The organism is Paraburkholderia sp. SIMBA_054, from assembly GCF_046534875.1.
Taxonomy (GTDB): domain Bacteria; phylum Pseudomonadota; class Gammaproteobacteria; order Burkholderiales; family Burkholderiaceae; genus Paraburkholderia; species Paraburkholderia hospita.
This window is the reverse complement of sequence record NZ_JAWRXV010000004.1, coordinates 237,523-263,808: the sequence shown is the minus strand read 5'-3', so window position 1 is coordinate 263,808 and position 26,286 is coordinate 237,523. Positions and strand designations below refer to the sequence as shown.

Here is a 26,286-nt window from a genome sequence, read left to right as displayed (position 1 = left end):
CGCGCGCGAGCACTTCGATCGAAATCTGCGTCGCGCCTACACCGTCGGCACCGTTCCACCATCGATCACATACTCCGTTCCGCTGATCGCCGATGCGAGCGGCGAAGCCAGAAACGCGATCAGATCCGCGACTTCCGCAGGCTTCGCCGGACGACCGAGCGGAATGCCGCCGAGCGACTTCATGATGATCGACTTGCCGCCTTCATAGTCGGTGCCCGCTTCCGCGGCGAGACGTTCCGCCAATGCGACGGCCGCTTCCGTTTCGACCCAGCCGGGCGACACGCGTACGACGCGGATACCTTTGGGCGTCACTTCCTTCGACAGCGATTTGCTATACGCCGATAACGCAGCCTTCGCGGCCGCATAAGCTGTCGTCGATTCGGGCAACGGCAGACGGTTCTGAATCGACGTCACATGAATCACGACGCCTTTTCCCTGCGCAATCATGGCCGGCAAAAGCGCGCGATCGAGCCGCACTGCGGGAAAGAGATTGAGGTCGAGTTCCTTTTGCCATTCGTCGTCGCCGAGAGCGGCAAAGCCCCCGGCGGGTGCTGATGAACCGCCGAGCACGTGCACGATCGCATCGAGACCGCCCAGCTTTTCCTTAACCGCGCGCGTGACGCTTGCGCAACCCTCTTCGGTGCTCAGATCCGCGGTCACGAAGTGTCGTGCGTCGATATCCTGCGTGTGCGTGCGCGCAGTCGTCAACACCGTCGCGCCCAGTTCGACGAAGCGCTCGACGACCGCTTTGCCGATGCCCTTCGTGCCTGCCGTGACGAGCGTGCGCATGCCTGCGAGGTTCAATGCGTTCAATGCCATATCCGATATGAAGTCGTGAATTGCGATACATTCATTCTCGCTATCAGCAACCTGTTCCACAAGAACGCACGAAAAAGTAAGTGACTTACCTATGAGGAAGGTTTATACGGCCGCAACGGCCGCCGCCGATGTCGAAGCCGTTTTTCGTTTGCTCGAAGGACGCTGGAAACTTGTGATTCTTTTTCATCTCTTTGGCGGCCAGGTGCAGCGCTTCTCGGACCTCGAGAAGCTGATTCCCGGCATTTCGCAAAAGATGCTCGCTCAACAGCTTCGGCAACTCGAAGCGGACGGCATCGTCGAGCGGAAGCAATATCCGCAGGTGCCGCCCAAGGTCGAATACCGGATGACCGAGTGGGGACAGGCATTGTGTCCCGCGCTCGATTCGTTGCTCAAATGGTCCGAAGAAAAGAACATGAATAAAGAGGACGTGATTCAAAAGAACATGAATCGCGTCGGAGAATCGTGAGGGCGGCTTGACGGCTATTTGTTACTTCCCGCGCCGGTGCCATAAAGACCGTTGTCGAAACCGCCCGCGCCTTCGGGCTTGTGCACGGACTTGCCTTTCGCCTTGCTGCGTTGCCCAGGCTTTGCTTCGGCGGCTTGCGGGGTGTTCGATTCGAGCATGTGCGCAGGCGGCGGATCGGACTTCGTGCCCATCGGCGCGGTGCGGTTTTCCTGCGAGCCCGCGCCGCTTGGCGCGGTGATCTGCGCATCGGCGAATGCGGACAGCGACATCGCGGCGCAGAACACCCCCGCCGATGAAAGCAGGCGGCGAGAGAAGAATGAGATAAGCGTCGAGTGCATGGCCGGTGGTCCTTACGAAATGATGACAAAGGAGCAGTCGGCGTGCCTGGGGGTGTTTCTTTAAGCGCGTGCCGGATAGCCTCGCGCGCTACGAGCCAGCGGTAACGGGAGCACTGCGCGTGCGAGCCGTGACGATTGACGCGCTTGCGGGCTTGTCCGCTTGCGCGATGCTTCTTGCCGGAAGAAAGCGCCACACGAGCAGAATCAGTGCGAGCAGCGCAGGCGCCCAGCGGATATCGGTAGCTACGGGTATCGGGTGCGCGTAACGCGCGTCCATCAGTGGCGCGCGCAGCGAAGTCGGGCCGACGAGCCGCCTGTAACCGAAGCCGAGATGCCCTGCCAGGGCTTCCAGATACGTTTCCCTGAGTTGCGACAGTTCTTCGTGGCTCTCTGCGACCGCAGGCGCGCCGGGCTCGGGCCGCACCTGCCTCACTTCATCCGCTTGCCAGTAGCCGGTGCGCACGCCGTCGGCATTGGTCTTCGGAATCGGCGCGGGCTGGTCGCCGCCGACACCGATCAGCCAGCCATGCACGAGCCCTTGCGGAATGTCGCGCACCGTCGTTTCGTTCGGCGCGACGGGTGGCGCTTCCTGGCCATCGGTGATGAACACGACGTCCGTATTGTGGCCAAGATCGGTGGCGGCGCGGACGGCCGAATAGATTCCGCCTTGCGCGATCACGCTGCTGTTGACCCAGCGCATGTTTCCGCTGATCTGATCGAGCGACGAGAGCAGCGCATCGTAGTTGCTGCAGACTTCGACAGGTGCAACCAGCAGCAGCGAGCGCTGATTCGTGAACACGCTCCAGCCGATTTCCGACCCGCACGGTAAATGCTGCAACACGTCGCTTATCGCCGCCTTCGCGAGGTCGATCCGGCTCACGGGCTTGCCGCCCATTGCAACGTCCTCGACGTCCATGCTCTGCGTGATATCGAACGTGACGACGTAGCGGAACACCGGGCGTTTGAATTCGACGGGCAGCATCAGGACGGCCGCCGCGAGCAGCAGCGACGCAAGCGGAAGGTGCCACCAGCGTCCGCGCAGATAGCGCATCCATGGCCGCGCGTCGCGCTTCACGGCAGTTCCTCCGGCGCCGCGCCGCGCACGTTGATGTTGTGCTGCTCCTTCACGTCGTTGATGTCGTCGGCGGTGTCTTGCGCTTCGGGCGCGAGGCGCAGCGCGCGCTCGAGGTTGTAGCGTGCATCCCAGTTGCCGGGTTCGAGCCGCAACAGTTCCCGATAGCGCGCCTTCGCGGTTTCCAGCATCGGCGGCGAGCGCACGGGGCCTTGCGCGCTGTCGCCGGCAGCTTCGCGCAGATACATGTTGGCGAGATCGTAGAGCGCGAGGCGCCCCGTTTCACTCGAAGGCGCGAGCCGCGACAGGTCGTAGTAGAGCTTGCCCGCCTCCGCATGCTGCCCGGCGCGCGCGAGCGCGACGGCTTGCGCGAGCCGCACGGGGGGCGCGTTGCTGTCCGTCGCGGACTTGCTCCATTGCTCGCGCTGTTGCGTGTCGATCGCGGCGATCTCGCGATTCGCCTGCACGACGTGCTGAAGACGCACCGCGTAGTAGCCGGCAACGCCGACGCAGCACAGCGTCGCCACGCCGAACATCAGATGGATGGGCAGCCGCTTCATCGCAGGCTCCGCTTTTGCATGAACCACACGCCGATCAGCAGCGCGCAGCAGACGAGCGCCGTCGCATAACACCAGGCGCTGCGATCCTGCCTCGGCAGCCGTTCGACGAACGACACAGGCGCGTTTTCATTGCGCGCGATGTCGCTCATCGCGCGAGCAACCTGTTGCGGACTGTCGGCCTGATAGAGACGATAGGGCGTCGGCAGCGACAGGAAGAAGCGGTGCAGCTCGGCTTCCGGCGAATGGTCGGTGTCGGCGGGACGCACATGCAGGTCGGGACTGTAAATGCCACTGCGCAGATAGACGAAGTAAAACGCGACGCCGTTGCGCGACAGTCCCGCGCGGATCTGCTCACGCGCCACGTCGTCGAGCCGCGCGCCGCCGTCCGAGACCAGCACGATCGCGCGGCTGCTCATGCGCGCGCGGCCATCGAACAGTTCGACGGCGTACTGGATGCCGCGGTCGAGCAAGGTATCCGGCGTGCCGCGTCCGATGCCCGTCGCGGCAATCGCGGCGTCGATCACCGAGCGGTCGCGTGTGAAGGGAACGGCCAGCATCGGATGCGTGCCGAACAGCATGAACGCGAAGCGGTCGTTCACGCGTTGCGCGACGAACGCGGTGATTGCATCGCGTGCCATCTGGTTTTTGGTTTCGCCTGCGGTGGGCGCGTCGGCGACATTCATCGATCCGCTGCTGATCGGCTGGTTCATGCTGCCGCTGCCGTCCATCAGAATCAGGATTTCCGCGCCCGTTCCCGTGATGCGCGTCTGCTCGCCGGACCAGCCCGGCCCCGCAAGCCCGACGATCACGGCCGCGAGCGCGACCATCGCGGCGGCGCGCCAGATGAACGCGACGACGCGGCCTGCGCGATCGTGCGGCAGCCACGCGACCCACGAATACGGCAGCGTATCGATGCTTCGGCGCAGCAGCGGCAACGCGGCGAGCGGCAGCAAAACGAGCGCCCACGGATAGAGGAAATCGGGCGGCGTGCTCATCGGTGATGGCGCTTTTCCGCGCGATACAGCGCGCGATACAACTCGCGCAATGAAAATGTCGACGCTACCGGCAACTGACTGAAGAACCGGTCTGACGAACGCTGGAAGAACTGTTCGAGTTGCGGCTGAAGCTCACGCAGATGTGGCGCTTTCGCCGTCAGGTCCGGCACCGAGCCGGCCAGCACGACACGGCCCGCCGCTTCATCGAGCGCGCGATGCAGACCGCGCCAGGCATCGGGATTCGCTTCGAGTGCGGCGTCGTCCTGCCGCCCGAAACGCGACCATGCCTTCGCAAACGGAAGCTGCCGCGCGTCGCGCTGGTTGCGCCATAGCCACCAGCCGAGCCACGCGATCATCACCGCGACGGTTAGCGCGATCCACACGGTCAACGCGCGCCGCAGCGGCGCCGTCGATTCGGGCGCGAGCAGCCGGTCGGGCTGAAGTCCCGCGAGGCGTCCGGCGTCGGCGAGACCCAACGGCGCGAGCGGACCGATCGACAGCGGGCTTGCCGCGATATCGAGTGTCTTGCCCGATGCGAGCCGCAATTGGAGCGGCGGCGTCGAGGTAACGGCGGGCGCACGCGGCGAGTTCATCACCTGGTAGTCGAGCACGAGCCAGCGGTGGCCGTCGGCATCCGTGCTGATCGACGGTGGGCGCCGTTCGAGCCACGCGTTGACGCGGCCCGTCGACGGCATCGCCGACAATTCGGCGGCGCGATCGTCCGGGCCGAGCAGCACCTGTTGCGTCACGATGTCGCCGAGCACGTGGCCGAAGGCACGTGGCTGCTGTACGGTCGCGGGTTCTGCGCGAACGCACGCGCTTGCGATCATCAACGCGCATGCGAGAGCCGTCGCACAGGTGCCGATGCGGATCATGCCGTCATCTCGAGAAAGTATCGGCTGAGCGCTTCGGGTTCGAACGTGCCTTGATTGAAGAACGGGCGGATGCCGTGACGCGCGAACAGCGCATTGATTTGCGCGCGCCGCTCCGCGACGGCGCTGCGCCAGCCCTCGCGGACGGAATCGCGCATCCACATCGAGCGCATTTCGCCAGATTCGATATCGACGAGCGACATCCAGCCGTTGTGCGACGGCGGCTCGATTTCCGCGCGGTCCCACAGCACGACGGGCACGACCCAAGCGTGAGTCAGCGTGTCGAGCAGTCCGGGCAGCGCGGCCAGCGGCCAATGAAAATCGGACACGAGAAAGACGAGACACGCGCGGCCAGCAAGACGCGTCGCGATATCGCGCAAGCCGCGCTCGCGCGACTGCGCGCGCGTTTGCCGCGGCGCGCAATCGCGCAACAGTTCCGCCATCAGCGGACCCATGCCGCGCGCGTGCCGCGTGGGCACGAAAAGATCCTCGCGCGCGTCGTCGTCGAATGCGAGCATGCCGACCGGGTCGCCGATGCGAAACGCGCTATGCCCGAGCGCTTCGACGAACGCCGCTGCCACTTCCAGCTTCGTGCTCGCGGCGCCGAAGCGCATCGACGCGGACACATCGACGACGGCATGCACGGGCACGGCCACGCGCTGCCGGTGCACGCGCACGAGCCATTCGCGCTGCACGCTGCGAATGCTTGCGCGCACATCGATCCGGCGTGGATCGGGATGATCGAACAGCCGCGTGTGCGCCGCGAACTCCTGGCCGATGCCGACGCTCGACCCGCGATGCCCGCCGGGCCGCGCACCCGACACCCGCACGGGAAGCCGGTACTGGAACTCCGCAAACGTGTTCACGGCGCCGCGATCCTCGAAACGATCTGCGTCATCAGCGCATCGGAGAGTTCCTGGCGGCGCAACTCGTAGATGGGCGTGAAGTACACGCGGTGCCCGAGTGTCGGCAGCAGCACGCGGTGAATGTCCTCGGGCATCAGATACGTGCGCCCGTCGAGCCACGCGACCACGCGCGCCGCCCGCAGCAGCGCGCTCATACCGCGCGGGCTCGCCCCGGCGAGAATCAGGCGCTGCATGTCCACGTCGTCGAGCGTGATATCGAACTGCAACGGGTTTTCGGTCGCGCGCCAGATGTCGAGCGCGTAACGTTCGATCGCCTCGCTCGCGTGTATCGTCCGTTGAATGCTCGCGCCAATCGCGTTCAGCCGTTGCCACGGCAGCACGTCGGTCGTGACGCGCGCGAGCAGCGCTTCCGTGTCGTGGAAGTCGGGATCGAAGACGAGCGCGCGCCGTGCGGCCGCGTCCTCGGGCGTCGACATATTCAGTTCGAACATGAATCGGTCGCGCGCCGCCGCCGCGAGTTCGAAGGTTTCTTCCTTCTCGACCTTGTTGCGGTCGGCGAACACGGTCATATAAGGAAAGCGGTATTCGCGATCGAATGCGAACACCGAGCGCTCGGCCATCGCGCGCAACAGCAGCGATTGCACCTGCGGGCGCGCACGGTTGATCTCGTTGAAGAAGAAGGTGGCGAGCCGTTCGCCGTGCTTGATGAGCGGTCCGGGCTCGATGCGCGGCTTGCCCTCGGCATCGACATACGTGTGATAGACGAGATCGCCCGGCATCAGGTCGATCGTCCCTTCGACGCGCTCGAAATCGCCACCGATCGCCCGTGCGAACGCACGCAGGATCGTCGTCTTGCCGACGCCGACACCGCCTTCGAGCAGCACGTGGCCGCGCGCGAACAGCGCGACGTTGATCAGCCGGATGGTCTCGGGCTGCCCGATGACTGCGTTTTCCACCTGATGCTCGATATCGAGCGCGAGCGTGCGCCAGTCTTCGAGTAGCTCTTCGCGGTCCATCGGATTCGCCTCTGCGGTCGGCCAGTGTCGGAAGGGCGACACGTACGCCCGCGGATTCGACGGATTGCGGCGACGAAGCGTTGCTGGAGCGGAGGCGTGCGTATCGGCGACTGCGTGGCGCGCACGGTTCGTGCCAGATTGGTGCAGGGTCGGATGCGCGGCGCGGAACTGGACAGCTGGCGGCAGGATGAGGGCAGTGTGTCACGCCCGCTGCTACAGAGTGCGCCAGGAATGACGTGCGAGAGCGGTAGTGCTTAAAGCTTCCGGAATGACGGATGCCCGTCGCGCGCTGGCAAACGGGCATCCTGACAACCTCAAAACACGTGCTGCCGATCAGCCTCCTTCAGCCGAAATACGCGCCGAGTCGCTGATGCGCGTCGAGGAACCGTACGGCGTGTCCAGCGACGCCTCCGAATGCTGGAGCGTGTAAGCGCGGCGCATCGGCTTGAGCACGAAGAGCGCCAGGAATGCGGCGACGGCGGCCATGCCCGACGCCAGCATGAACACGGCGTGCCAACTGCCCGTCGCTGCCGTGACGATGCTCGTGAACGGCACCAGCAGCGCTGCCGTGCCCTTCGCCGTGTAAAGCAGGCCGGCGTTGGTGGCCGCGAACTTCGGCCCGAACGTGTCGCCGCAGGTGGCGGGGAACAGGCTGTAGATTTCGCCCCACGCGAAGAACACGATACCCGTCAGCACGACGAACGCCACCGGGCTCTGACCGAACTTCGACAGCGCGAGAATGCCGACGGCCTCGATGGCGAACGCGATGAACATCGTGTTTTCGCGGCCGATGCGATCCGAGATCCAGCCGAAGAACGGACGCGTCAGACCATTCAGCACACGGTCGATCGTCAGCGCAAAGGTCAGCGCGGGCAACGTCAGGCCAAGCAGCGAAACGGGCGAGTCGTGCAAGCCGAAGTCCTTCGCGATCGGCCCGAGCTGCGCCGTCGCCATCAGGCCGCCTGCCGCCATCATCACGAACATCAGGTACATGACCCAGAAGACCGGCGCGGACACCACCTCGCGCGGCGTCGCGTTGTGCACGAGGCGCTTGGCACTGGACAGCGCGCTCTTCGCGGACGCCAGCACGCTGGCGGACGGCGCGAGCAGGAACATGCCGAGCAGGAACACGACGATGCCCTGGCCGAGGCCGAACCACAGGAAGGTCGCCTCGTAGCCGCTGTGCTTGATCATGTTGGCGATCGGCACGACGGTCGCCGCCGAACCCGCACCGAAGCCGGCTGCCGTGATCCCGGCCGCGAGACCGCGGCGGGTCGGAAACCACTTCAGCGCATTGCCGACGCACGTGCCGTAGACAGCGCCCGCGCCGATCCCGCCGATGGCGGCCGCGGTGTACAGCAGCGGCAGCGACGACGCCATCGAGTTGATCACCCAGGCGACGGCGCAAAGCAGCCCGCCGCCGACCACGACCGGCTTCGGCCCGTACTTGTCGACGAGGTAGCCTTCAATCGGCACGAGCCAGGTTTCCGTCACGACGAAGATTGTGAACGCAACCTGAATGGCCGCGCGGCCCCAGTGATACTTCTCGTCGATCGGGTTGACGAACAGGGTCCAGCCGTACTGCATGTTGGCGATCATCGCCATGCAGACCACGCCGAATACGAGCTGCACCCACGGTGATGCATACCACGACGACGGCCCTTCCTGATGCTCTGTCTTCATCGCTGTCTCCTTTGACGACGGGAGGGGGCGCTTCAGCGCCGCTCACGTCGCGTGCACGATAGTTGCGAAACTTGCCTGTTGAGTTTTGCGGGGGCCTGAGCGGCTCTTCCGATCACCGGCGCTAAAAATGCGACGCTGATAGATTCCATACGATATGTGATATATCAAGTAAGTCAAGTGAAAGAGTGGAGGGGTTTTCACCGAGAGGTATGGACTGATGAAAGGAATTTGTATGTGACCTGCGATTAAGCGAATACACCAAAAAAAAGCCCACCGGCTAGCACGGGTGGGCTGAGGACATGTGCGAGACAGGCGTGTTCGCGACATGCCTTGTCGTTATATATGAAAGTAAAAAGTAAGGAAAGTTTTTTGTTTGTAAGTATGTGGGTGTCGTGGGAACGCGTCGATTGAGTCGAAATGGGACGATGGCTGTGCTTCACGCCCGACTATTTGGCGGGCGGCACGGTCTTCTGTCGTCGCGTATGTAAGGATGATCGTTGGGGCGGATGCTGTCCGTTTCCGTGACATGAACACGTATTTGATAAGGCATCCAAATCTATTGTCGTTTCAGTTTTTGCCTTGTTTTTCAGTCTAAAACGTCACAGAGCATGCTCGATGAAAAGTCGAGGTCGCGTGAAGCACGTTCGTTGTCGCGAGATGCCCGACGTGCTGCATCTGCCGTCCCAACACCGATCCATCAGTAATAACCCTTCGTTGACGCTTGCCGATGCAAAACGATAAAGTGTTCGCAATCTGAAAGATTGTGCGATATACGAACAATGGCGCGTGACGTCTTCTTCTTCGTATCGCGCACCGTGTTCGTCACGAGCATGCGTATCGCGCCTCGCTTCTGAGGCAATATAGGATCACAGGCGCAGCATTGCGTCGTGCGTAGCAGGAGACAGTCGATGAACCGCACTTCCGTCGTGAACGTTCAGACGTTCATCAACGAGCAGCCATTCGGTGGCTTTCAATGGCTCGTGTTTTTCATGTGCTTCGTGATCGTCCTGCTGGACGGTTTCGACACGGCGGCGATCGGCTTTATCGCGCCATCGCTCTTGACCGAGTGGGGCCTGTCGCGGCCTGATCTCGCGCCCGTGCTGAGCGCCGCGCTGTTCGGCCTCGCGTGCGGCGCGCTCGGCTCGGGTCCGCTGTCCGACCGGCTCGGACGCCGGTCGCTGCTGCTCACGTCCGTCTTCCTGTTCGGCATCGCGTGCCTCGCGTCGGCGTTTTCGTCGAGCATCGGGCAATTGACCGTGCTGCGCTTCATCACGGGCGTCGGCCTCGGCGCCGCGATGCCGAACGCCGTAACCATGATGGGCGAATTCTGCCCGGACCGCCGGCGCGCGACAGTGATCAACCTGATGTTCTGCGGCTTTCCGCTGGGCGCGGCATTTGGCGGCTTTCTCGCCGCGTGGATGATCCCGCATTTCGGTTGGCGCACCGTGCTGATGCTCGGCGGCGTGACGCCGTTGTTGCTCGGTGTCGTGCTGCTGCTCAAGATGCCCGAGTCGGTGCGCTTCATGGTGGCGAGCAGTCAGCCCGTCGAACGGATTCGCGCGACGCTCGCGCGCATCTCGTCGCAGGCGCTGAACGCCGGATCGTTCGTGATGACGGAGACGGCGCCGCAAACGGGCAGCAAGGGGCTCGGCGTCGTGCTGTCGCGTTCGTACATGGTCGGCTCGGTGATGCTGTGGCTCACGTATTTCATGGGCCTAGTGATTTTCTATGCGTCGATCAACTGGATGCCGATTCTGTTGAAGGACGCGGGCCTCACGCCGAAGAGCGCGACGCTGATCTCAGCGCTGTTCCCGCTCGGCGGCGTCGGCGCGGTGCTGGCGGGCGTGCTGATGGACCGCTTCAATGCGAACCGCGTGATTGCCGTGTGCTACGCACTGACGGCCATCAGCGTGTACTGCATCGGGCAGGCGGCGGGCAATGTCGGCGCGCTGGTGGCGATCGTGTTCATCGCCGGCGTGCTGATGAACACCGCGCAATCATCGATGCCCGCCCTCGCGGCTGCGTTCTATCCGACGGAAGGGCGCGGCACGGGTGTCGCGTGGATGCTTGGCGTCGGGCGCTTCGGCGGCATTGCCGGCTCGTTTCTCGTCGCGGAACTGACGCGCCGGCACTTCACGTTTTCCGGCGTGTTCGCGACGATTGCGATTGCCGGTCTGGTTGCGTGCGTCGCGCTGCTGGTCAAGCAGATGGCGAGGCCGCAGGCCAGCCAGGTGGCGGGAGCAAAGCTGGAATCGCTGGGCCACTGAGCACGCGCGTTTCCTTCGTTTAAAACGGGTTCGGGCTTCGTTTCGCGCCCACGATCGTCGAGATCGTGGGCGCGTTGCTTTTGAGCCTTTGGATTCGAATTGTCAAATGGCTCGTCAACCGATAACTCCGCGTTTTCGCGCTTCTAAAGTTTCCGTGACTCGTTGCCGTAAGCATGTTCGAGCGACATGCCGTTTTTGCGCGTGATGGCTAGCGCCACGCCTCGCGCGGACGGGTTCTGCGAGACAAGAGTCATGTACAACTATCTGAGAGAGGTCGGGACGCCACGGTCCAGGCTTATCGGCTTTTTCTTCACGGCCGCATGCGCAGGCGCGTCGACGTTCGCCGATTCCTCGGGCGCGATGTGCGACAGGCCATGATGTCGATAAAAAAGCGCTTGCTGTCGTTGGGTGTCGCGCTGATGTGCGGGATCTGTCACGCCAGCAGCGCGACGACACCGGCGCCCGATCTGCTGCACTCCGCTGATCGCGCAGCCGGCCTGGTCTCGGACCAGCAGCAGGTTGCGTACAAGAACGTGCTGGACGCCTACGATCACGCCCAGAACCAGCAACCCAACGACGCCGCGCTGGCGATCGCACGTTGCACGTTCATCCAGCGCTTTGCATGGTCCGAGGAGCTTGCGTGGTCCGGTGTCGCGTCGAAAGATCTCGAAGCGTGCCGCACGCGCCTCGACAAGCAGTTCCCGTCGAATCCCGACGCGTTGCTCTTCAATCTCGAGCAGCGCTTCGGCAAGGACGCCACCAGTTTCGGCGAGCCGCTCGTCATGCGTTCGGCGAACTGGACGCCGGCGCAGCGGGCGCGGCTGCATGCAGCGTTGTCGCGTGCGTACGCCTGGCAGAAAGACGACAGACGCGCTGGCGAGGAAGCCGTGATCGCCGCTCATCTGGACCCGGACAGTCCGCAGTTGCTGGAGGCCGTCCGGTATCTCGGCGGGCATGGCAAGGTGCAGGAAGGGGTGGCGATGCTGGCGGCGTCGCCCGTTGCAAAGATGGCCTGGACGGAGTCCCGGCGCATCAACACGGCAGTGGACGTGCTGACGTCCGCGGCGGCGCTCGACGAATTGCACAGGGCCGAAAAAGCGGGCTTGAAGATCGACACGTACACGCACGCCCGAGCCCTTCAGCACGCAGGAAATTCGATCGCGGCGCAGTCCATTCTGTCGGCCGACAAGACGCCCATCAAGAACGAGTCGCCGCAGTTGCGGCAATTGCGGCTGGACGTCGCCTTCGATACACATGATGCCAACGCTGCCGCCGCCGTGATCGCCGACGAGTATTCGCGCTCGCGCAACGCGGTGCGGCTGTCGTCGGCCTACGCGCATCTGCTGGCTCTCGATCCCCCCGTCGCCTTCAGGCTCGATCTGCTTCCGCTTGCCGCCGGCGACCTGACGATGGTCGCCATGTTCGCCTGCTTGCCGGGCCTGCTGCTGTTTCCCGTTCACTATCGCGGCGTAGTGCGCTTGCGCAAAGGCAAGCTGTCCGAGCCGCTGTTCGCGGGTATCGGGCTGAGGCATGCGTGGTATGCGCTAAGCCTGTTCCTGATCGCGCTCTGGCTGGTGATGTCGTTTCACTCGGGAACGGCGCTCATCGCGCAGGTGAAGGACAAGGTCGGGCGTGTCGGCTGGCAAAGCGATCTCGTTGTGTCGTACCTATGGACGCTGCTGTTTGCGGCGGCCGGCCTCGCGTGGATCGCGAAGCGTATCGCGTGGCGCAGCTGGTGGGGGCAAGGCGCGTGGAAGCCCGTGTGGATCCTGCCTGCGGCGGGCGTTCTCAGTCTGAACGTGTTGCGTTGGGCGACGGCGTCGCGCGCGCCGCACGTCGCGGAGACGAGCGTCGTGTCGTTCGCCCATTCGATCGTGATCGGCGCGAAGGCAATGGGTTCGCTGCCGCTCGCCGTCGCGATTCTTTGCGTGGCCGTCCCCGTCATCGAAGAACTGGTGTTTCGCGGCGCGCTGCTGGGCGGCTTGTCACGGCACCTTGGCTTCCGCTGGTCGAACGTGCTTCAGGCAGTAGTGTTCGCATCGATGCACCAGGACTTGCGCGCGTTCGCCTATCTGTTCCTGCTGGCGCTCGTGGCCGGCTGGCTTGCCAAAAAGACCCAGGGCCTCGCGATGCCCGTCCTGCTGCATGCCGTCAACAATGCGATTTTCGTGGCGGCGGTGGCGTGATCGTCGCGTCGTTCCGAAATTGCCCATAAGGTTTTTTGTTAAAGCGCTTTCAAATGAAACTGAAACTGTTTGCCTGTTTTGCCGCGCTTGCGGCTGCTTCGTCGATCTTCACGTCAGCCCCCGTCGATGCCGCGTCACCCGCAGCCGAGGCCGCCACGCTCGATGCCGTGCCCGGAAAAACGACCTGCCGTGCAGCGACGCTCAACGGCCAGCCGGGCAAGTCCGCCGAGTTTTGCGTGACGCAAGGCTCGTTCGCGCACGACGTCTACGACGTGAGGATCGGCGGCGCGTCTGTTGTGAAAGGCATCGACGACGCGACCACGGCAGGCATCGCCAGCACGTATGATGGACAGCCGATCCGCCTGACCTGCACGCCTGTCCTGTCGAAGCCCGACGACGTCACCGACGCGCAGATCGAATCGATGCGCTTCGCGAACCCGAAAGGCACGCACGAAGAATTGAAACGTCTGTATGTCACGCTCCATACCGTCGAGACCGGCCGTCATTGCGCGATCAACGACAATGCAGCAGAACTGTTCGCGGTCGACGTGCGGTTCCAATGACAAGGCGCGTGCGCCGTTAGTGAAATGAAATTTGCAAGCAGGTGAGTCTGCGCTGTCGAGCGGTTCAGTCATCCTCGCGAAGCACCAGGCAAAACCCAGGTCAAGTCAGCTGTCTTTTTGCCGTTAACCCGAATGGTCCGTTTTCGCGTAGGCTCGCCATCGTCTCGCGAGCGGCCATCCGCGCGCAGCGGACGCAAGCACCACCCACCACCGAACAACGGGGAGCATCAGCGTGATTCACCGCGGACTCATAGGCTTGCTAGTCGTGCTCGCGACACTGGGTGCCGCCAGCACGCGTGCATTTGCTGCGGGCGGCCCCGACTGCACGCGTCCGTTCACACTCGCGCTGCACGACCATGGCCTGCTGTATTCGCAGGACACCAACGCGGGCATCGACAAGGATTTCGCCGACGAACTGAGCCGCCGCAGCGGCTGCGATATCCGCGTGAGCCTGATGTCGCGGGCGCGCATCTGGAAGCTGATCGAGTCCGGCGCGCTCGATTTCAGCCTGTCCGGCATCACCAACGACGAGCGCGACGGCTACGCGCAATTCGCCTGGTACTTCAGCGACAAGTTCTACCTGCTCGTGCGCAAGGATGCCGGCATCCGGCACTTGTCCGATTTTGAACACAACGACCAGTTTCAACTCGGTGTCATAAGAAGCTTCCGGTATAGTCAGTCCGCCAACGAACTGGTCGATACGCTCGCTGCAGCCAATCGCATCAGTCAGGCGGGCGGGCTGGAGCCGCTCTACCAGGCGCTGATGCGCGGCACCATTCAGGGGATGATCATCGAGCCGTTCGACTATCCGGCGCTGGATGAGAAGCGCATCCGCGACATCACCACCATCATCGAATTCAACGACGCCGCCGTGCCGCACGGTCTCATCATGTCGAAGAGGGCGCTGTCGCCGCAGGAGCGGGAGAAATGGCGCGCCCTTGTCGAGGAGATGCGCGTGGACGGCACGGTGCGCCGCATTTTCAGGAAATACTTCAAACCTGAACTCGCGGACTCGATGGTCGACTTCTCCGTACCACGATGAACCGCGCGCGCCTCGTCCTGTTGCCGCTGCTGATTCTCCTGACCGGGTTGAGCATCACCTGGTCAGTGTGGGATCACGAGCGCCAGGCCGCGCGGCGCGAGCTGCTTTCCGAATTCAATTTCGCACTGGGCGATGCCGTCAGCCGCATCGAGCAGCGGATGGCGACCTACGAGCAGATGCTGCGCGGCGTGCAGGGCATGTTCGCGGCGCGCGGCTCGCTCGATCTCGACGCGTTTCACGGCTACCTCGGCGCGATCAACGCGGACGCAAACTTCGCGGGCGTGCAGGCGATCGGCGTCGTGCAATGGGTGCCTGCAGAACGGCGGGACGCGCACATGGCCGACATGCGTATCCGCACGGGCCGTCACTACGCGATCAATCCGCCTGGCGAGCGCAACGGCTACGCGCCCTTGATCGCGCGCGAGCCGATCTCCGGCGCGGGCAATGCGTTGCTTGGTTTCGATTCGTGGGCAAATGCCGTGCGGCGGCTGGCGATGGAAAAGTCGCGCGATTCCGGCCTTGCCGTCGTGTCGGGCAAGGTGCAACTGGCGTCGGACGCGGGCGCGCCGCCCGTTGCCGGCTTCGTGATGTATCTGCCCATCTACGCGCGCGGCGAGCCGCAGGACAACGTCGAGGACCGCCGCGCGCATCTGCTCGGCTGGGTGTATGCGGCGTTCCGCATGCGCGACGTGCTGGCGAGCCTTTACGGCGAGCAGCCGCCCGGCCTCTACCTGTCGATCTACGACGGCACGCAGACGTCGTCCGAAGCGCTGCTGTACGGCTCGCCGGAGCCGAAGAACCTCGAGGTGATCTCCGCGAACGAATACCTCGTGGTGGGTGGCCACGACTGGACGCTGTCGATGACGGCGCAGCCCGACTTCAAGGCGCGCTTCGGCCGCAACGCGAAGCTGCTGATCGCCTGCACGGGCGCGGGCCTGAGCTTGCTGCTCGCGTTGCTCGCATGGAGCCTCGCGAGCGGCCGCAGCCGCGCGATGCGGCTCGCGTCGAAGATGACGGCCGAAGTGCGCGAGAGCGAGGCCGAACTACGCATCGCCGCCGTCGCCTTCGATTCGCTCGAAGGCATGATGGTCACGGACGCCGACGGCACGATCCTGCGCGTCAATTCCGCGTTCACCGAGTGCACCGGCTACACGGCCGAAGACGTGATCGGCAGGAACCCGCGCATCCTCAGCTCGGGACGGCACGATGCCGCGTTTTTCCGCGACATGTGGGACACGATCCGGCGCGTGGGTGGATGGCAGGGCGAAATCTGGGACCGCCGCAAGAACGGCGAGATTTACCCGAAGTGGCTGACCATCACGGCCGTAAAGGCGGACGACGGCCGCGTCACGCACTATGTCGGCACGCACTACGACATCACCGAGCGCAAGCTCGCGGAAGAGCAGATCAAGGAACTGGCGTTTTTCGACGCGCTCACGCATCTGCCGAACCGCACGCTGCTGCGCGACCGGCTCAGACAGGTGATCGCGCTGAGCGCGCAGAACCATACGCACGGCGCGCTGCTGTTCGTCGATCTCGACAACTTCAAGACGCTCAACGACACGCTCGGTCACGACAAGGGCGATCTGCTGTTGAGCCAGGTCGCGCGACGCCTGCTGGCGAGCGTGCGCGAGGGCAACACGGTCGCGCGCATGGGCGGCGACGAGTTCGTGATCGTGCTGGGCGACCTGAGCCGCATCCGCGAAGAAGCAGCGAGCGAGACGGAGAGCGCCGCCGAAAAGGTGCTGGCCGCGCTCTCGAGCCCTTACTACCTCGAAGGCACGGACTTCCGCACGACCGCGAGCATTGGCGCGACGCTGTTCACGGGCCACGAAACATCGATCGACGAGTTGCTGAAGCAGTCGGATCTGGCGATGTACAAGTCGAAGGAAAGCGGGCGCAACGCCATCTGCTTCTTCGATCCGGCCATGCAGACGGTAGTGATGGAGCGCGCGGCGCTGGAGGCGGCGTTGCGCCGCGCGATCGACGAAGACCAGTTGCTCGTGCACTACCAGGCACAGGTGTTCAATGGCGCCCGCGTGACGGGCGCCGAGGCGCTGGTGCGCTGGCAGCATCCCGAGCATGGCCTCGTGCCGCCTGCCGAATTCATTCCGCTCGCCGAAGAGACGGGACTGATTCTGGCGGTCGGCGACAAGGTGCTCGATACGGCCTGCCGGCAGCTCGCGCAGTGGGCCACGCGCTCGGACCGGGCGCATCTGTCGATCGCCGTCAACGTGAGCGCACAGCAGCTACGCGAGGAAAACTTCGTCGCCACCGTGCTCGACGCGCTCGCGCGCACGGGCGCCGAACCGAGCCGTCTGAAGCTCGAGTTGACGGAGAGCGTGCTGGTCGACAACGTCGAGGACATCATCGGCAAGATGATGTTGCTGCGCACGAAAGGCGTGGTGTTCTCGCTCGATGATTTCGGCGTCGGGTATTCGTCGCTGTCTTATCTGAAGCGCTTGCCGCTGGGGCAATTGAAGATCGACAGGTCGTTCGTGCGCGACGTGCTCGACGATCCGAACGATGCCGTGATCGCGCGCGCCATTGTCACGCTCGCACAGAGTCTCGGCCTGGGTGTGATCGCGGAAGGTGTGGAGACGGAAGCGCAGCGGCAGTTTCTGGCCGATGCGGGGTGTCAGGCGTACCAGGGCTATCTGTTCTGCCGGCCACTGCCGATCGAAGACTTCGAGGTGTTCGCGGACACGTTCGATTCGAAGGAGTGGGCGCTGGAGACGCCTTGAGTACGCGCGGCTGCGCCTCTGTCTCTTTCGTGCGATGAAGTCGCGACGGCCGGCGGGTGCGACGCACGCCGCCGGCCGATTGAATCATGCAGGCTTACTTCGCTGCCGCCGTGGTCGGCGTGCCGATGTAATGCAGCCCTTGCAGATGCTCGTTGGCTTCTTCCGTCGATTCGAGCGACGGAATGATGCGCCCAACCAGCAGGCCCAGACCGATGCTCGTCTTCACGTACTTGGTCTCGCCGGCGTCCAGATGAAACGTCAGGGTCTTCTCGGTTTCCGTGGTGGTCGAGACGACATAGTCGCCCGCCGGCTCATCGACGTAGAAGAAGCCGCCCGGCTTCGACTTGCCGACCACCTGGCTGTTCAGGTTGATGTCCGGCTGCACAGCCGCGCCGAACATCGAGTTCGAGCGGTAGAAGTAAATCCGGCCCTGCGATTCCTTGATGGTCGGAATCGACGATGCGACGTCCTTGAATTCCGGTCCGCTGGCACAGCCCGTTGCCAGCAGTGCGGCCGCGGAAGCGGCGATCAGAACGCGGGAAAGCTTAATCATGAATGGCCTCGGTGGTTATCGATGTAGTGGGATCGAGCGGCGAGAAGTGCGATTCGCCGGGTAGATAGAAGCCCACCAGACGGTCGCCCTTCACCACGAGCCAGGCTTCATGCATCTGCCGGCCTTCGACGGTGAAAACGTCGTTGACTGGCTTGTACGCGAAGCCTTGGGGAATCTCGCCCGCGAGACGCCAGAGCGAGCCGCTCGATATGCGCCGTGAATACCCCGTCGAGAGTCGGACGTGCACCGTGTCGACCACCCGGATGCGTTGCTGCTGAGTGGCTGCCACCGGCGTCAGGTGTGCGCCCTGAACGGGCAGTGACGGCGCGCATGCACACAACGCAACGCAGGCGCCAAGCGACGCCAGCAATGTCTTCGTCTTCAAAGCGAGATCTCTCAGTTTGTTCGGCAACTGCATGTATCGGCTTTTGGACGGGAAACTTGAACCAACGGCCGATTTCGTCGATCGGGCAGAATGTGAGGTATCCGAAACGGCGAGGCCGCAACGATACCTGCCTGCGATGGCCTTCGAAAAGCTTACGTGACGAAGTTTTACGAATACCATTCGACGCATGGCACCTGGCAGAGCGGCCAGGCTGCCTCGTCCCGGCGGAGTTGATAAACTTGCGGATTCAATCGCGCGCTTCACGCGTTGTGCCGTTGTCAGTGGGGCGCCCCGTCATCCTCGAGGAAAAGCACATGATCGATTTGCGCAGCGATACCGTGACCCGTCCGACCAAGAACATGCTCGCGGCGATGACAGCCGCCGAAGTCGGCGACGACGTCTGGGGCGACGATCCGACGGTCCTGCGGCTGCAAGCCACCGTCGCCGAGCGCGCGGGCAAGGAGGCCGGGCTGTTCTTCCCGAGCGGCACGCAGAGCAATCTCGCCGCGCTGATGGCGCATTGCGCGCGGGGCGACGAATATATCGTCGGCCAGGCGGCGCACACGTACAAGTACGAAGGTGGCGGCGCGGCCGTGCTGGGCAGCATCCAGCCGCAGCCGATCGAGAACGCGCTCGACGGCTCGCTTCCTCTCGACAAGATCGCCGCCGCGATCAAGCCCATCGACAATCACTTCGCGCGCACGCGTCTGCTGGCGCTGGAAAATACCATCGGCGGCAAGGTGCTGCTGGCGGGTTACGTCGCCGAGGCCACGCAGCTTGCACGCGATCGCGGGCTGTCGACTCACCTCGACGGCGCGCGCGTCTGCAATGCGGCCGTCGCGTCGAAGCAGCCCGTCGAAGCGCTGTGTGCACCTTTCGATACGGTTTCGATCTGCTTTTCGAAAGGGCTAGGCGCGCCTGTGGGCTCGGTGCTGGTGGGCAGCAAGGCGCTGGTCGACGTTGCGCATCGCTGGCGCAAGGTGCTGGGCGGCGGCATGCGGCAGGCCGGCGTGCTGGCGGCTGCGTGTCTGTACGCACTGGATCACAACGTCGAACGGCTCGCGGAAGATCACGACAACGCCGCGCATCTGGCGGCGGCGCTTGCGCAGATCGATCAGGTGAAGGTGCAGTCGCAGGCCACCAATATGGTGTTCGCGCAGTTTCCGCAAGAGCATTGTGCGCCGCTCGAAGTGTGGCTCAAGGAGCGCGGCATCCTTACGCAGATGTTGTATGCGTCGCGGTTTGTCACGCATATGGATGTGTCGCGTGCGGATATCGATACGTTCGTGACGGCGGTGAAGGAGTATTTTGCGCGGTAAGTGAGGGGCATCGCTTCACGCCGGGTTCGCGTGAAGCGCAGTGGCGGCGAGCGCAATACTCGCCCTCGCTACCTACTGTTCTTTCGCCGTAACCGTCGTAACCGTGACGCTAGCCTGCCCCCGATGCGACGGTGCAAACAGCCGCAATCCACTCGCAATACTCGCAGCCCCCGCGAACACGGCGCCCGTCGCCAGCGAAAGCGTCGGGCCATGACGTCCGGCAATGCTGAAGCTCAACGCAACCAGGGCCGCGCCCGTCGTCTGCCCAATCAGCCGCGACGTCGCGATGATCCCGCTTGCGCCACCACTGCGATGCGGCGGCGCGCTCGCCATCAGCGCCCTCAGATTCGGCGACTGGAAAAATCCGAAGCCCGCGCCGCAGATTGCCATGCGGATCGAGATGTCGATCACGCTCGGATGCGGCGGCAGCATCGCGAGCGCCGCCATGCCGGCGCACAGAATCGCAAGGCCGATTGCGCCGAGCAGTCCCGGCGGATAGCGGTCCGACAACCGTCCCGCGAACGGCGCCGCGAGCGCAACGATCACGGGCCAGGGCGTCATCAGAAAGCCGGTTTCGACCTGGCTGCGATGCAGGACATCCTCGAAATAGAACGGCAGCGACACGAACGCGAGCCCTTGCGCAGCGAACGAGCACACGGCCGTGACCGCCGACAACGCGAACACGGGCAGCTTGAACAGATCGACGGGCAGCATCGGCGCGGGGTGGCCCGTCTCGCGGCGCATCAGCAGCGCGCCGAATACGATCGCGACAGCCGCCGAGCCGAGCACGACAGCCGTGGACGCGCGCTGTGCCGCTTCGCCGAGCGCGAACACCAGCGCGGCGAACGTGATTACGTTGAGCATTGCCGCGACTCGGTCGAAGTGATGCGTGCCGCGCGGCGTGCGCGGCAGTCCCGGCAACGCGAACGACAGCGCCAGCACGCCGAGCGGTACGTTGACGGCAAACAGCCACGGCCAGTTGGCCACCGACAGTATCAGCGACGCGACCGTCGGCCCCACGGCAAACGACACGCCCACCACCAGCGCATTCAGCCCGACCCCCGCCCCCAGCCGATGCGGCGGATACAGATGCTTGATCAGCGCGGTGTTCACGCTCATGATGGCCGCCGCGCCGAGGCCCTGCACGACGCGCGCGCCCGCCAGCCACGGCAGCGTCGGCGATAGCGCGCATGCCAGCGAGGCCGCCGTGAACACGATGATCCCGCTGATATAGATGCGCCGGTGCCCAACGATGTCGCCGAGCGCGGCGAGCGGCAGCAGCGTCGCAACCATCGCCAGCTGATAGGCGTTGATGATCCATACCGACGCCGCCGGCCTCGCGTGCAGATCCGCGGCCATTGCGGGCAGCGCGGTATTGGCGATAGCGGTATCGAGCGAGGCGAGGGCGACCGACAGCATGATCGCGGCCATCGCGAAACGGTGACCGGCGGACATGGGCACGTCGGCGACGCGGGCCGGATTGGGTGTGTTCTCGGACAAGGACAGGCTCTGCAGAGGACTGAGCGGGCGCATATCGGCGTCGACCGCATCATGGGGCGACGGGCGTGCTCGAAGCGAATGAAGCGATTGTTACAGAGCGGCGCGGATCGTGCTGGGAGCCGCGCAAAAACAGGTCTTCTGAAAGCTGTCTGGAAGCTCGGCTTCGTGCGTGGTCGTCGCGACTAACTGTCGGTTCCCGAACGCGTCGACGGGACGAAATGCGCCGACTGCGACGCAACGTCAGTTACACGAAGCCAGCAGAATCGACAGCTTGCGGATGTGCGCCTTGAATGCGTCGGTCATCTCTCGATCGTGACCGTCGCTCAGATGGGGCGCTTCGGCCAGTTCGACCTGATCCTGGAACTCGTCGGATACTTTGCGCCGATCGCCGGGCGGAAGCGCGCGGATCAGGGACACAATGAGCAGTTCCTGCGCATGGATGATACCGAGCACGGATTGTGCGTTCATTTCGACCTCCGTCGGAGCACGACGACGCTAGCGGCTTTACAGCAGGACCCGGCGGGACGCGGCACGGCGATACTGTCTCCGATCCGCCTTGTTACTCATCCATACTAGTGCAAGGAACAGAGCCGTCTGCACCGGCATCGTGCCAGATGCAAAGACTTCAGCGTGAAGCCAGGCAAAATCCGACACAGCAGTCATGGAACTGCGCAATGGTAGGCGTTGTCTGCTTGGATTAGCGGGCTTTTGGTAACGCAATGGCCGCAGACGCGGGATTACGCAAAATGTCCTACTCTGCTTATTTATCCACCAGACCGGCTCGCGCCGCCCGCATCCAATACGCAAGCAATCAAGCGCGTGCCGCGTCGTTTTACCGGAGGCTTCGATGACAGCGGTGGATCTGGAATTCGACCAGCTCAACAGTACCGTCGATGCGCTGCGGCGCTCGATCTCCAACCGCATGATGTACGGCGTCGGCAAGGACGCCGTGACAGCGCGCCCGCAGGACTGGCTGCACGCCGCGGCGCTCGCCGTGCGCGACCGGCTCGTCGCGCGCTGGATGAAGACCACGCGCCTGCAGTACGAGCAGGATGTGAAGCGCGTGTATTACCTGTCGATGGAATTCCTGATCGGGCGCACGTTCACCAACGCGCTGCTCGCGCTCGGCATCTACGATCAGATGAAGGAAGCGCTCTCGGGCCTCGGCGTCGATATGGAAGCGCTAACCGATCTTGAGCCCGATGCCGCGCTCGGCAACGGCGGCCTCGGGCGCCTTGCGGCATGCTTTCTGGATTCGATGGCGACGCTCGGCATTCCGGGCTTCGGCTACGGCATCCGCTATGAATATGGGATGTTCAAGCAGCAGATCGTCGACGGCGAGCAGCTCGAAACGCCCGATTACTGGTTGCGCGCGGGCAACCCGTGGGAATTTCCGCGTCCCGAGGTGCAATACATCGTGCATTTCGGCGGACGCACGGTGCAGCGAGACGGTCACGTCGAATGGATCGAAACGCAGCACGTGAACGCGATGGCGTATGACACCGTGATCCCAGGCTTCGCGACGAGTGCGACCAACACGCTGCGCCTATGGTCCGCGCGCGCGACGGAAGAGCTCGATCTGTCCGCGTTCAATCAGGGTGACTATCGTCGTGCCGTCGATGCGAAGAACATGTCGGAGAACGTCTCGCGCCTGCTCTATCCCGACGATTCGACGCCCGCCGGCCGCGAACTGCGTCTGCGGCAGGAGTACTTTTTCGTGTCGGCGACGATGCAGGACCTGATTCGCCGCTATCAGCGCACGCACAGCACGTTCGGCCGCTTCGCCGAAAAGGTCGCGGTGCATCTGAACGACACGCACCCGGTGCTCGCGATTCCCGAGCTGATGCGTTTGCTTGTCGATGTGCATCATGTGCCGTGGGCGAAAGCGTGGAAAGACATCCAGCAGATGTTCTCGTACACGAACCACACGCTGATGCCCGAAGCGCTCGAAACGTGGGACGTCGAAACGCTCGCGCGCCTGTTGCCGCGCCACCTCGAAATCATCTTCGAGATCAATGCGGAGTTTCTGAAGCACGTCAGCGAGCATTCGGGCCATGACGTCGACATGATCCGGCGCATCTCGCTCGTCGATGAATACGGGCAGCGGCGCGTGCGCATGGCGCATCTGGCGATCGTCGCGAGCCAGAAGGTCAACGGCGTGTCGAAGCTGCACTCGCAACTGATGACGCGCGACATCTTCTCCGACTTCGCGAAAATCTGGCCCGAGCGCTTCACGAACGTCACGAACGGCGTGACGCCGCGCCGCTGGCTCGCGCAGTCGAGCCCGTCGATGTCGCATCTGATCGACGAGCAGATCGGCACGCACTGGCGGCGCGATCTGTTCGAGCTCGGCAAGCTGCGCGATCTGCGCGACGACCCGTCGTTCGTGCACGCCTTTCATGAAGCCAAGCGGCAGAACAAGCTGCGTCTGATCCAGCGCCTGCAGCAGCACACGAAGATGACGTTCGATCCCGATGCGCTGTTCGATCTACAGGTCAAGCGGATCCACGAATACAAGCGGCAATTGCTGAACGTGCTGCATGTGATCGTGCGCTACAACCAGATTCGCGCGAACCCGGAGCGCGACTGGGTGCCGCGCGTCGTGATGTTCGCGGGTAAGGCGGCATCCGCGTACCGGATGGCGAAGACGATCATCAAGCTGATCGGTGACGTCAGCAAGGCGGTGAATGAAGATCCCATCATCGGCGACAAACTGAAGGTCGTGTTCGTGCCGAACTACGGCGTGAGCGTGGCCGAGCTGATCATTCCCGCCGCGGATCTGTCGGAGCAGATTTCGATGGCGGGCACGGAAGCGTCGGGCACGGGCAACATGAAGCTCGCGCTGAACGGCGCGCTGACGATCGGCACGATGGACGGCGCGAACATCGAGATTTGCGATGCCGTGGGGCGCGACAACATTTTCATCTTCGGGCACACGGCGGATCAGGTCGACGAGTTGCGCGCGACGGGGTATCGTCCGCGTGAAATCTACGAGCACAATGCCGAACTGAAGGTCGCGCTCGACCAGATTCGCACAGGCTTCTTCTCACCCGACGATCCACTGCGCTTCTCGGACATCTTCCACACGCTGGTCGATTGGGGCGATCACTACATGGTGCTCGCTGATTTCGCCGCGTTCGCGAAGGCGCAGGACGAAGTCGACAAGCGCTATCTCGACCGGCGCGGCTGGACCATGAGCGCGATCGAGAATGTCGCGGGCATGGGGCAGTTCTCGTCGGACCGCACGATTGCCGAGTATGCGCGCGATATCTGGAAGGTGAAGCCGCTCGAACTCGAGTGACGCGATGTGATGTGACGTGATGTGCGCATGATAAAAAGCCGCCGCGCGATTGAATATCGCGCGGCGGCTTTCTGTTTTGTGCCGGTTGCTTGAGGGACGTTGCGTCAGCTACCCATGCGCTCGTTGTTGCGTGGCGCGCGCAGTCCGAGCTGGCCATGCGCAAAGTCGAAGTACAAGTCGATGTTCTGCAGCGCCATTAGCCCGATCACGATGCGGTTCCCGCCGGGCGCGGCTTTCGCGATCGTCGTTTGCGCGTCGTTGAAGCGGTGCGCCCAGTCGCCCACGCCCAGCACCACGTCGTAGTTGCCTTGCGCGATCGGCTTATGCTCTTCGACGTCGTCGGCCCAGTCGGGCGCCTTGTCGGTTTCGACGCGGATCATGTCGGTGCCGCCCGTCGAGAACACGACGGGCGCGCAGAAGCGCATCTTGCTGCCGACCTGCACGCAGCCGGTCGGCCATTGCGCGGAGCCGTCCTTGCCCATCGTGAGCGGGACGAGCGTGAAGTCTTTCGTCAGCGCGTTCGACGGACTCAACACGAGCAGCGGACGATCGAGATTGGCGCGCACCAGATAGCGCTGGCCGATGTTCGCGGGCAGCGCACGCAGCGGCTGCGTGCAGCAGGCGTCGCGCGGATCGTCGGCACCGACGCCCAGAATGCCCGAGAACGCCCAGCCGAACTCGCCCGTGTAGCCGTCCTGCGCGATGCAGCGCTTGTTGGTCTTCAGGCAACTGACTTCGTCGACGGCTTGCACGGCGAGATCGACGGGCTTCGTGCCGGCGATGCTGAATGGCACCGTGACGGTTGCGCCGGAAACCTGCGCGTCTGTCGCGAACGTGTACGAGGTCCGCATGCCCGCCGCGGGATAGCTCGAACGTGGCAAGACCTTCGACAGCACGCGCACGCCGTTTGTGCCCGTATCGAGCATCAGATAGACGGCCTTGCCGTCCATCTGCACGGGCAACCCGATCGACGCGCGGCCGCGCTTGTCGCTGCGTTCCGCGGACAGCATCACCAGCAGGCCGTCGCGTCCTTCGTTGATGAGGCTCGCCTTCGTCTCGGGCGGAGCGGGCGTGGAGATCGGCGTTGAACAGGCCACGAGCGAGGCCGCGAGCGCGAGCACGATCAACGTGCCCGCAAAGCCGGCCAGGCGCCGGTAGAAATGGACAGACATCGCACACACCTTGCAGTAGTGCGTGACCTGCGATGACAGCTGCGCCAGCCGTTCAGGCTTCGGCGGGTGCAGTCGATCCGGCTCGGCGGTGTGCGCGGGCCTGGCGCGAGGACACGCGAGATGACAGGAGCGCCGACTCTACGCGCGCGAGCATCGCGACCTGCAAAAATGTGTGAAGGTGAATGGTGTTGCTTCAGTGCTGCTGCGCGGCGTGTTGCGGGAGAGCGATCGAGCGCACGCGGCCAATCGTCGCGCGGTGCAGCACGCCCGCGAGTGCGCCGATCACATCGCCGACGCTGCGCGCCATCACATCGACGCGAAACGTGATGGAGTCGTTGCGTTTGTCGACAGTCATCACGAACAGGCGCGAACCCTCGCCGAGGGCCGCGAGCAGCGCGCTGCGGCCCGCTGCCGACGAGGTGCCGGGCACGGTCACGTCGATCGTCACGAGCGACAGGGCGGCTTGTGTGGAGCGTTCGATGGCGGGCGCGCGGCGCGGCAGCGTGCGCGATGAAGCGAAGGCGGTATGCATCGTCGATGCGCCGACGCGAAGTGGGCGGCGCGGCT

At 64.0% G+C, this 26,286-nt stretch carries 23 protein-coding genes; 8 read left to right on the top strand and 15 right to left on the bottom strand.

What is annotated here, in order from left to right; genetic code table 11:
- Positions 1–36 precede the first annotated feature (36 nt).
- Positions 37–819 (bottom strand): SDR family oxidoreductase, encoded by a 783-nt coding sequence (locus SB822_RS07190; protein ID WP_007731756.1) that lies wholly within the window; start codon positions 817–819, stop codon positions 37–39.
- 91 nt (positions 820–910) lie between these two features.
- Here SB822_RS07190 and SB822_RS07185 point away from each other — a divergent pair, with 91 nt between their 5' ends.
- Complete coding sequence (locus tag SB822_RS07185) at positions 911–1,285, top strand: winged helix-turn-helix transcriptional regulator (protein ID WP_007581160.1); 375 nt, start codon at positions 911–913, stop codon at positions 1,283–1,285.
- Positions 1,286–1,299: 14 nt separating this feature from the next.
- On the opposite strand, the gene SB822_RS07180 is transcribed toward SB822_RS07185, so the two are convergent.
- The 8 genes from SB822_RS07180 to oxlT all read right to left on the bottom strand — a co-directional run bounded on the left by SB822_RS07180 (position 1,300) and on the right by oxlT (position 8,687).
- Entirely contained in the window at positions 1,300–1,623 is a 324-nt protein-coding gene (locus tag SB822_RS07180) for a hypothetical protein (protein WP_007581159.1), read from the bottom strand.
- An 88-nt stretch (positions 1,624–1,711) separates the two neighbouring features.
- Positions 1,712–2,698 (bottom strand): vWA domain-containing protein, encoded by a 987-nt coding sequence (locus SB822_RS07175; RefSeq protein WP_410854409.1) that lies wholly within the window; start codon positions 2,696–2,698, stop codon positions 1,712–1,714.
- Positions 2,695–3,255, bottom strand: coding sequence for an MxaK protein (locus SB822_RS07170; RefSeq protein ID WP_410854408.1), 561 nt, complete (start codon positions 3,253–3,255; stop codon positions 2,695–2,697). The genes SB822_RS07175 and SB822_RS07170 overlap by 4 nt, the downstream gene beginning before the upstream one ends.
- Positions 3,252–4,250, bottom strand: a complete 999-nt coding sequence (locus SB822_RS07165; RefSeq protein ID WP_410854407.1) for a vWA domain-containing protein — start codon at positions 4,248–4,250, stop codon at positions 3,252–3,254. Before SB822_RS07165 ends, SB822_RS07170 begins: the two co-directional genes overlap by 4 nt.
- Entirely contained in the window at positions 4,247–5,125 is an 879-nt protein-coding gene (locus SB822_RS07160) for a hypothetical protein (RefSeq protein ID WP_410854406.1), read from the bottom strand. The genes SB822_RS07165 and SB822_RS07160 overlap by 4 nt, the downstream gene beginning before the upstream one ends.
- The gene (locus tag SB822_RS07155; protein WP_007738959.1) at positions 5,122–5,988 is read right to left on the bottom strand and encodes a DUF58 domain-containing protein; all 867 of its coding nucleotides are present in this window, start codon (positions 5,986–5,988) and stop codon (positions 5,122–5,124) included. Before SB822_RS07155 ends, SB822_RS07160 begins: the two co-directional genes overlap by 4 nt.
- Positions 5,985–7,004: an AAA family ATPase gene (locus SB822_RS07150; RefSeq protein ID WP_007581153.1), complete on the bottom strand. Its 1,020-nt coding sequence runs from the start codon at positions 7,002–7,004 to the stop codon at positions 5,985–5,987. Before SB822_RS07150 ends, SB822_RS07155 begins: the two co-directional genes overlap by 4 nt.
- 333 nt (positions 7,005–7,337) lie before the next feature.
- Positions 7,338–8,687 (bottom strand): oxalate/formate MFS antiporter, encoded by a 1,350-nt coding sequence (oxlT, locus tag SB822_RS07145; protein ID WP_079500300.1) that lies wholly within the window; start codon positions 8,685–8,687, stop codon positions 7,338–7,340.
- A gap of 908 nt (positions 8,688–9,595) precedes the next feature.
- On the opposite strand from oxlT, the gene SB822_RS07140 reads away from it, so the two are divergent.
- The 5 genes from SB822_RS07140 to SB822_RS07120 all read left to right on the top strand — a co-directional run bounded on the left by SB822_RS07140 (position 9,596) and on the right by SB822_RS07120 (position 17,489).
- The gene (locus SB822_RS07140) at positions 9,596–10,954 is read left to right on the top strand and encodes an MFS transporter (protein WP_410854405.1); all 1,359 of its coding nucleotides are present in this window, start codon (positions 9,596–9,598) and stop codon (positions 10,952–10,954) included.
- A gap of 374 nt (positions 10,955–11,328) precedes the next feature.
- Positions 11,329–13,140 carry a CPBP family intramembrane glutamic endopeptidase gene (locus tag SB822_RS07135; RefSeq protein WP_410854404.1) on the top strand — a complete coding sequence of 604 codons (1,812 nt, stop codon included), beginning with the start codon at positions 11,329–11,331 and terminating at the stop codon, positions 13,138–13,140.
- 53 nt (positions 13,141–13,193) lie between these two features.
- Positions 13,194–13,703, top strand: coding sequence for a hypothetical protein (locus SB822_RS07130; protein ID WP_007738966.1), 510 nt, complete (start codon positions 13,194–13,196; stop codon positions 13,701–13,703).
- A 232-nt stretch (positions 13,704–13,935) separates the two neighbouring features.
- Positions 13,936–14,745 carry a substrate-binding periplasmic protein gene (locus tag SB822_RS07125; protein WP_410854403.1) on the top strand — a complete coding sequence of 270 codons (810 nt, stop codon included), beginning with the start codon at positions 13,936–13,938 and terminating at the stop codon, positions 14,743–14,745.
- The gene (locus SB822_RS07120; protein WP_410854402.1) at positions 14,742–17,489 is read left to right on the top strand and encodes an EAL domain-containing protein; all 2,748 of its coding nucleotides are present in this window, start codon (positions 14,742–14,744) and stop codon (positions 17,487–17,489) included. The genes SB822_RS07125 and SB822_RS07120 overlap by 4 nt, the downstream gene beginning before the upstream one ends.
- 94 nt (positions 17,490–17,583) lie before the next feature.
- Here the strand turns inward: SB822_RS07120 and SB822_RS07115 are convergent, their stop codons facing one another.
- Complete coding sequence (locus SB822_RS07115; RefSeq protein WP_007738968.1) at positions 17,584–18,042, bottom strand: DUF2846 domain-containing protein; 459 nt, start codon at positions 18,040–18,042, stop codon at positions 17,584–17,586.
- Positions 18,035–18,460: a hypothetical protein gene (locus SB822_RS07110; RefSeq protein ID WP_079487934.1), complete on the bottom strand. Its 426-nt coding sequence runs from the start codon at positions 18,458–18,460 to the stop codon at positions 18,035–18,037. The genes SB822_RS07115 and SB822_RS07110 overlap by 8 nt, the downstream gene beginning before the upstream one ends.
- Before the next feature lie 281 nt (positions 18,461–18,741).
- Between SB822_RS07110 and ltaE the strand changes: the two genes are divergently transcribed.
- A complete protein-coding gene (gene ltaE, locus SB822_RS07105) occupies positions 18,742–19,746 on the top strand; it encodes a low-specificity L-threonine aldolase (RefSeq protein ID WP_086915164.1) in 1,005 nt (334 codons plus the stop codon).
- Between the two features lie 72 nt (positions 19,747–19,818).
- Here ltaE and SB822_RS07100 read toward each other — a convergent pair whose 3' ends face one another.
- Positions 19,819–21,201 carry an MFS transporter gene (locus tag SB822_RS07100; RefSeq protein WP_039900375.1) on the bottom strand — a complete coding sequence of 461 codons (1,383 nt, stop codon included), beginning with the start codon at positions 21,199–21,201 and terminating at the stop codon, positions 19,819–19,821.
- A 285-nt stretch (positions 21,202–21,486) separates the two neighbouring features.
- Positions 21,487–21,714 (bottom strand): hypothetical protein, encoded by a 228-nt coding sequence (locus tag SB822_RS07095; protein ID WP_007581144.1) that lies wholly within the window; start codon positions 21,712–21,714, stop codon positions 21,487–21,489.
- A gap of 379 nt (positions 21,715–22,093) precedes the next feature.
- Here SB822_RS07095 and SB822_RS07090 point away from each other — a divergent pair, with 379 nt between their 5' ends.
- Entirely contained in the window at positions 22,094–24,547 is a 2,454-nt protein-coding gene (locus tag SB822_RS07090) for a glycogen/starch/alpha-glucan phosphorylase (protein ID WP_007738972.1), read from the top strand.
- A gap of 104 nt (positions 24,548–24,651) precedes the next feature.
- Here SB822_RS07090 and SB822_RS07085 read toward each other — a convergent pair whose 3' ends face one another.
- Positions 24,652–25,719 (bottom strand): hypothetical protein, encoded by a 1,068-nt coding sequence (locus SB822_RS07085; protein WP_410854401.1) that lies wholly within the window; start codon positions 25,717–25,719, stop codon positions 24,652–24,654.
- Between the two features lie 193 nt (positions 25,720–25,912).
- Positions 25,913–26,251: a hypothetical protein gene (locus SB822_RS07080; protein ID WP_410854400.1), complete on the bottom strand. Its 339-nt coding sequence runs from the start codon at positions 26,249–26,251 to the stop codon at positions 25,913–25,915.
- Positions 26,252–26,286 lie beyond the last annotated feature (35 nt).